This window comes from Mesorhizobium sp. M2A.F.Ca.ET.039.01.1.1 (assembly GCF_003998035.1).
GTDB lineage: Bacteria > Pseudomonadota > Alphaproteobacteria > Rhizobiales > Rhizobiaceae > Mesorhizobium.
In genome coordinates, this window is sequence record NZ_RZRY01000428.1 from 1 (window position 1) to 5,545 (window position 5,545).

Consider the following 5,545-nt stretch of genomic DNA (forward strand, 5'->3'; position numbering starts at 1 on the left):
GTCATGTGGTTCGGCTTCGACTGGCCGTCTAAGGCCGCGGTCGTGATCATCATGACCTTCTTCCCGATGCTGGTGAACACGGTCGCGGGGCTGGCCGCTTCCGGGCATATGGAGCGCGACCTGATGCGCACTTATGCTTCCGGCTATTGGCCGACGCTGGTCAAGCTCAGGCTGCCGGCGGCAATGCCTTTCATCTTCAATGCGCTGAAGATCAACTCGACTCTGGCCCTGATCGGCGCCATCGTCGCGGAGTTCTTCGGCACGCCAGTGGTCGGCATGGGATTCCGCATCTCGACGGAAGTCGGGCGGATGAACATCGACATGGTGTGGGCCGAAATCGCAGTTGCAGCACTGGCGGGTTCGGTCTTTTATGGCGTGGTCGCTCTCATCGAGAGAGCCGTCACGTTTTGGCATCCCTCTGTCCGAGGTGGATAGGGGCGGTGGGTTTGGGCACTAACTTCAGAGGGTAAAAACATGAAAAGACTGCTGATTTCCGCTTTGGCCGGCGCCATGTCGCTGGCCGCCTTCCAGGCGATGGCCGCCGACAAGGTTACACTGCAATTGAAATGGGTCACGCAGGCCCAGTTCGCCGGCTATTATGTCGCCAAGGCCAAGGGCTTCTATGACGCCGAAGGCCTCGACGTCGACATCAAGCCGGGCGGCCCGGATATCGCGCCCGAACAGGTGATCGCCGGCGGCGGCGCTGATGTCATCGTCGACTGGATGGGCGGCGCGCTCGCCGCCCGCGACAAGGGCGTGGGGCTCGTCAACATCGCCCAGCCCTTCAAGAAGGCCGGCATGGAACTGGTCTGCCCCAAGGCCGGACCGATCAAGACGGAAGCCGACTTCAAGGGCCACACCCTCGGCGTCTGGTTCTTCGGCAACGAATATCCCTTCTACGCCTGGATGAACAAGATCGGTCTCAAGACAGATGGCGGCCCGGACGGCGTCACCGTGCTCAAGCAGAGCTTTGACGTGCAGCCGCTGATCCAGAAGCAGGCCGACTGCATCTCGGTCATGACCTACAACGAATACGGCCAGGTGCTGGATGCCGGCTACAAGCCGGAAGACCTGATCGTCTTCAACTACTCGGCCATGGGCAACGACCTGTTGGAAGACGGGCTCTACACGCTCGAGGACAAGCTCAAGGATCCGGCCTTCGAGGACAAGATGGTGCGCTTCGTGCGCGCCTCGATGAAGGGTTGGAAATACGCCACCGAGAACACCGACGAGGCGGCGGAAATCGTCGTCGACGCCGGCGGCCAGGACGAGAACCACCAGAAGTTCATGATGAAGGAAGTGGCCAAGTTGGTCGACAACGCCGACGGCAAGCTGATCCCGGCCGCTTACGAGCGCACCGCCAAGGCGCTGCTCGACCAGAAGATCATCAGCAAGGAGGCAAGCGGCGCTTACACGACCGCGATCACCGATAAGGCGATCAAGTAAGCTCCGCGCTCAACGCGGAAGGTGGAAAGGGGCGGGCGACCGCCCCTTTTTCGTGTTGCGGTAAAATAATCGTGTGCCGGGATACATCCGGCGACCCAACCGTTGATTGGCGCATCCGCACGTCGGGGAGCCGTGGAGGATGCTGCAATCAACGGAGGTTCTTCATGCGCATCCTATCCGTGCCGATGCTTTCGGCCTTGGCCGTCTCGACCGCCTTCCTTCTCGCATCGCCGGCCATGGCCGAGACGATGAAGTTCAAGGCGACGCTCGATGGCGGCCAGCAGAGCCCGCCAGTCACCACCAAGGGCAAGGGGACCGCCACACTGACCTTTGACACGACAAGCAAGAAGCTCAGCTGGAACGTCAAATATTCCGGCCTCAGCGGGCCTGCCGTGGCTGCCCACATCCACGGTCCGGCGGACATGGGCGCGAACGCGGACCCGGTCATCCCGTTCAAGAAGCTGAAGAGCCCAATCAAGGGATCGGCGACGCTGACGGACGCACAGGCGGCCGATCTCGAGGCCGGCAAATATTATGTCAACGTCCACACCGCCAAGAACAAGGACGGCGAGATCCGCGGCCAGATCGAGAAGGCGATGTAGCACGGCGAATTGCATTGGCCTTTGAAGGCTGGCGGGACAGCGCCCCCCTCTGTCCTGCCGGCCATCTCCCCCACAAGGGGGGAGATCAGATGTCACGCCGGCTTTCGCCAATCACCAGCGTTTCAAAAGGGCGGGGCGATGGAACTGCTAATCTCCCCCCTTGTGGGGGAGATGGCCGGCAGGCCAGAGGGGGGCGCGAAGGATCGCTGCCTATACCTTGCAGGCACTCAGCTCTTGTTGCGGATCTGCGTCAGCGTGCGGGTCGGAGTGATCGCTTCGGGATCGAGCTTGATCTCGACGATCGCCGGCTTGCCGCTGGCCAGCGCGCGTTCGAAGGCCGGCGCGAAGTCGGCGGTCTTTTCCACCGTCTCGCCATGGCCGCCATAGGCGCGGGCGAGCGCCGCGAAATTCGGGTTCTTGAGTTCGGTGGCGACGACGCGGCTCGGATATTCCCGCTCCTGATGCATGCGGATCGTGCCGTAAATGCCGTTGTTGACGACGATGACGATGATCGGAAGGTCGTACTGAACAGCGGTCGCGAACTCCTGGCCGTTCATCAGGAAGCAGCCGTCGCCGGCGAAGGCTATCACGGTGCGATCCGGGAACAGTGACTTGGCGGCGACGGCCGCGGGCGTGCCGTAGCCCATCGAGCCGGAAGTAGGCGCCGCCTGCGTGCCGAAGCGGCGGGTGCGGTAGAAGCGATGCACCCAGGTGGCGTAGTTGCCGGCGCCGTTGGTGAGGATGGCGTCTTCCGGCAGGACCTTTCCAAGATGCTCAATAATCGGGCCCATCTGCACGGCGCCTGGGCCGGTCTGAGGGGGCGTCGACCATTCGAGATACGCGGCATGCGCCTTTTCCACCTCGGCCGCCCAGGAAGGACTAGCGGCGGGCTTGCATTTGGCGAAGGCCTCGACGAAAGCGGCGGGCGAGGCATTGATCGCAATCGTCGGCCGGTAGACGCGGCCGAGCTCGCCGGCGTCGGCATGGACATGCACCAGCGCCTGGTCGGGGTAGGGGCTTTTCAACAGCGTGTAGTCGGAAGACGGCATCTCGCCCAGGCGGCCGCCGATCAAAAGCACGACGTCGGCCTGCTTGATCCGCTCCGCGAGCTTGGGATTTATGCCGATGCCGACATCGCCGGCGTAATTCGGATGGAGATGGTCGAACAGCATCTGACGGCGGAATGAGCAGCCGACCGGCAGCGACCACGTCTCGGCGATCACGCGCATCTGCGCCACGGCTTCCTCGTTCCAGCGCGTGCCGCCGAGGATGACGAAGGGACGCTTGGCGTTGGCGAGCAGCATTTGCGCCGCATCGAGCTCGGCTTCGCCGGGACGCGTCTCGACCGGCGTGTGCGGAAGGGCTGCCGGAGCCTCGACCTCGCTGGTCAGCATGTCCTCGGGCAGCGAGATGACCACAGGGCCGGGGCGTCCTGACGTCGCGACCGAGAAAGCGCGGGTGACGAATTCGGGAATGCGCGCGGCATCGTCGATCTCGACCACCCATTTGGCGATGTCGCCGAAGAAACGCTTGTAGTCGACCTCCTGGAAGGCCTCGCGTTCCTTGGCGTGGCTGGCGACCTGGCCGATAAACAGGATCATGGGCACCGAATCCTGCATGGCGATATGGACGCCGGCCGAGGCGTTGGTGGCGCCTGGGCCGCGGGTGACGAAGCAGATGCCGGGCTTGCCGGTCAACCGTCCCTGGCAGTCGGCCATCATCGCGGCACCGCCCTCCTGGCGGCAGACGATGGTGCGGATCGAGGAGTCATGCAGGGCGTCGAGCACTGCGAGATAGGATTCGCCCGGAACGCAGAAGATGCGGTCGGTGCCGTTCGCCTCGAGCGCCTCGACGATCAGTTGTCCGCCGGTCTTCATTTTGCTTTCTCCAATTCGGCAAGGATTTCCGCGGTGTGCTCGCCAAGGCGCGGCGAGGAGCGCTCATAGACGAGCGGTGTGCCCGACATCACCATCGGCGCGCGCACCGAGGGCAGGCGGTTGCCATGGCCGTCGTCAAGGTCGAGCCGCATCCCGCGCGCGATGGTCTGCGGGTCGGCGAACATCTGGCCGATCGTGTTGATCGGGCTCGCCGGCACTCCGGCGGCCTCCAGCTTCGCCAGCAGCGAATCGCGGTCGAATGTAGCCAGCCTCTCGATAATCGTCTCACGCAACCTTGCGCGGTTGGCGACCCGCGCGGGGTTGGTGGCGAAATCCGGATTAGCGGGCAGATCGGCGAGACCGACCACGGCGCAGAACTTGCCGAACTGGCCGTCATTGCCGACAGCCAGGATAATGTGGCCATCCTTCACCGGCAGCACTTCATAGGGCGCGATGTTCATATGCGCATTGCCCATCTGCACCGGCGACTTGCCGGAGACCAGATAGTTGAGGTTCTGGTTGCCGAGCGCCGAGATCTGGCTGTCATAAAGAGCCATGTCGATGTGCTGGCCCTCGCCGGTCCTTTCGGCATGGCGAAGTGCGGCCTGGATGGCGATCACCGAATAGAGGCCGGTAAAGAGGTCGGAGATGGCGACGCCGGCCTTCTGCGGCTCGCGGCCCGGCTCGCCGGTAATCGACATCATGCCGGCCATGGCCTGGATGATGAAATCGTAGCCGGCGCGGGGCGCATAGGGACCGTCCTGGCCGAAGCCGGTGATCGAGCAATAGACGAGGCGCGGATTGATCGCCTTCAGGCTTTCATAATCGAGGCCGTATTTCTTGAGGCCGCCGAGCTTGAAGTTCTCGATCAGCACATCGACGGTGGCGACCAGCTTGCGCAGCGTCTCGGCGCCTTCGGGCTGGGAGAAATCGATGGCGATTGAACGCTTGCCGCGATTGCAGGAGTGGTAATAAGCGGCCGAGAGGTTCTCGCCGTCATGGCTCATGACGAAGGGCGGGCCCCATTTGCGGGTATCGTCGCCGCCGTCCGGGCTCTCGACCTTGATGACGTCGGCGCCGAGGTCGGCCAGCAATTGGCCGGCCCAGGGGCCGGCCAGGATGCGGGCAAGTTCGATAACGCGGATGCCTTTCAGCGGGGGTTCGGCCATGGATCACCGTGTTCTAACGAAAGGCAGCCTCTAGCAACCCGCACCGGTCGTGTCACGACCCCATGCAGTAGGCCAAGCCGGATCAGGGTTTCAGCACGCTGTCGGCCCAGGCGGCGAAATCGTTCATGACGGTGTCGCGGTTGATCTCGTTCAAGCTTTCGTGGCGGGTGTCGGCGTAAACCTTTGAAACCAGATTCGAAAAGCCCATCGCCTGCATGCGCTTTGCCAAATGATGCACGGCCTTGCCGTAGTCTGACGCAGGATCCTTCTCGCCGCCGAGAAGGTTGACGAAGAGGTCGCGCCGAACGCCGGCAAAGCTGGAATCCTTGCCGGCGTGCTGCGCCATGTTGACGACATCGCGCCACATCGAGATCGAGGCGTCCCAGCCGCAGAGCGGGTCGGCGACATATTTGTCGACCTCGATCGCGTCGCGCGAGAGCCAGTCGAATAG

At 63.3% G+C, this 5,545-nt stretch carries 6 protein-coding genes; 3 read left to right on the forward strand and 3 right to left on the reverse strand.

Annotated elements, in window-relative coordinates; all coding sequences use genetic code 11:
• From EOA24_RS25865 to EOA24_RS25875, 3 genes are all read left to right on the forward strand, one after another.
• Nucleotides 1-435, forward strand: a 435-nt coding sequence (locus tag EOA24_RS25865; RefSeq protein WP_127410200.1) for an ABC transporter permease subunit, incomplete at its 5' end; no start/stop codon positions are given.
• Between the two features lie 39 nt (nt 436-474).
• Nucleotides 475-1,446 carry an ABC transporter substrate-binding protein gene (locus tag EOA24_RS25870; protein WP_042637338.1) on the forward strand — a complete coding sequence of 324 codons (972 nt, stop codon included), beginning with the start codon at nt 475-477 and terminating at the stop codon, nt 1,444-1,446.
• Nucleotides 1,447-1,610: 164 nt separating this feature from the next.
• Nucleotides 1,611-2,048 (forward strand): CHRD domain-containing protein, encoded by a 438-nt coding sequence (locus EOA24_RS25875; protein WP_126081961.1) that lies wholly within the window; start codon nt 1,611-1,613, stop codon nt 2,046-2,048.
• A 227-nt stretch (nt 2,049-2,275) separates the two neighbouring features.
• Here EOA24_RS25875 and EOA24_RS25880 read toward each other — a convergent pair whose 3' ends face one another.
• From EOA24_RS25880 to EOA24_RS25890, 3 genes are all read right to left on the reverse strand, one after another.
• Nucleotides 2,276-3,925, reverse strand: coding sequence for a thiamine pyrophosphate-binding protein (locus EOA24_RS25880; protein ID WP_126081962.1), 1,650 nt, complete (start codon nt 3,923-3,925; stop codon nt 2,276-2,278).
• A complete protein-coding gene (locus tag EOA24_RS25885; protein WP_126081963.1) occupies nt 3,922-5,094 on the reverse strand; it encodes a CaiB/BaiF CoA-transferase family protein in 1,173 nt (390 codons plus the stop codon). Before EOA24_RS25885 ends, EOA24_RS25880 begins: the two co-directional genes overlap by 4 nt.
• A gap of 82 nt (nt 5,095-5,176) precedes the next feature.
• Nucleotides 5,177-5,545, reverse strand: a 369-nt coding sequence (locus EOA24_RS25890; protein WP_133374611.1) for an alpha/beta hydrolase, incomplete at its 5' end; no start/stop codon positions are given.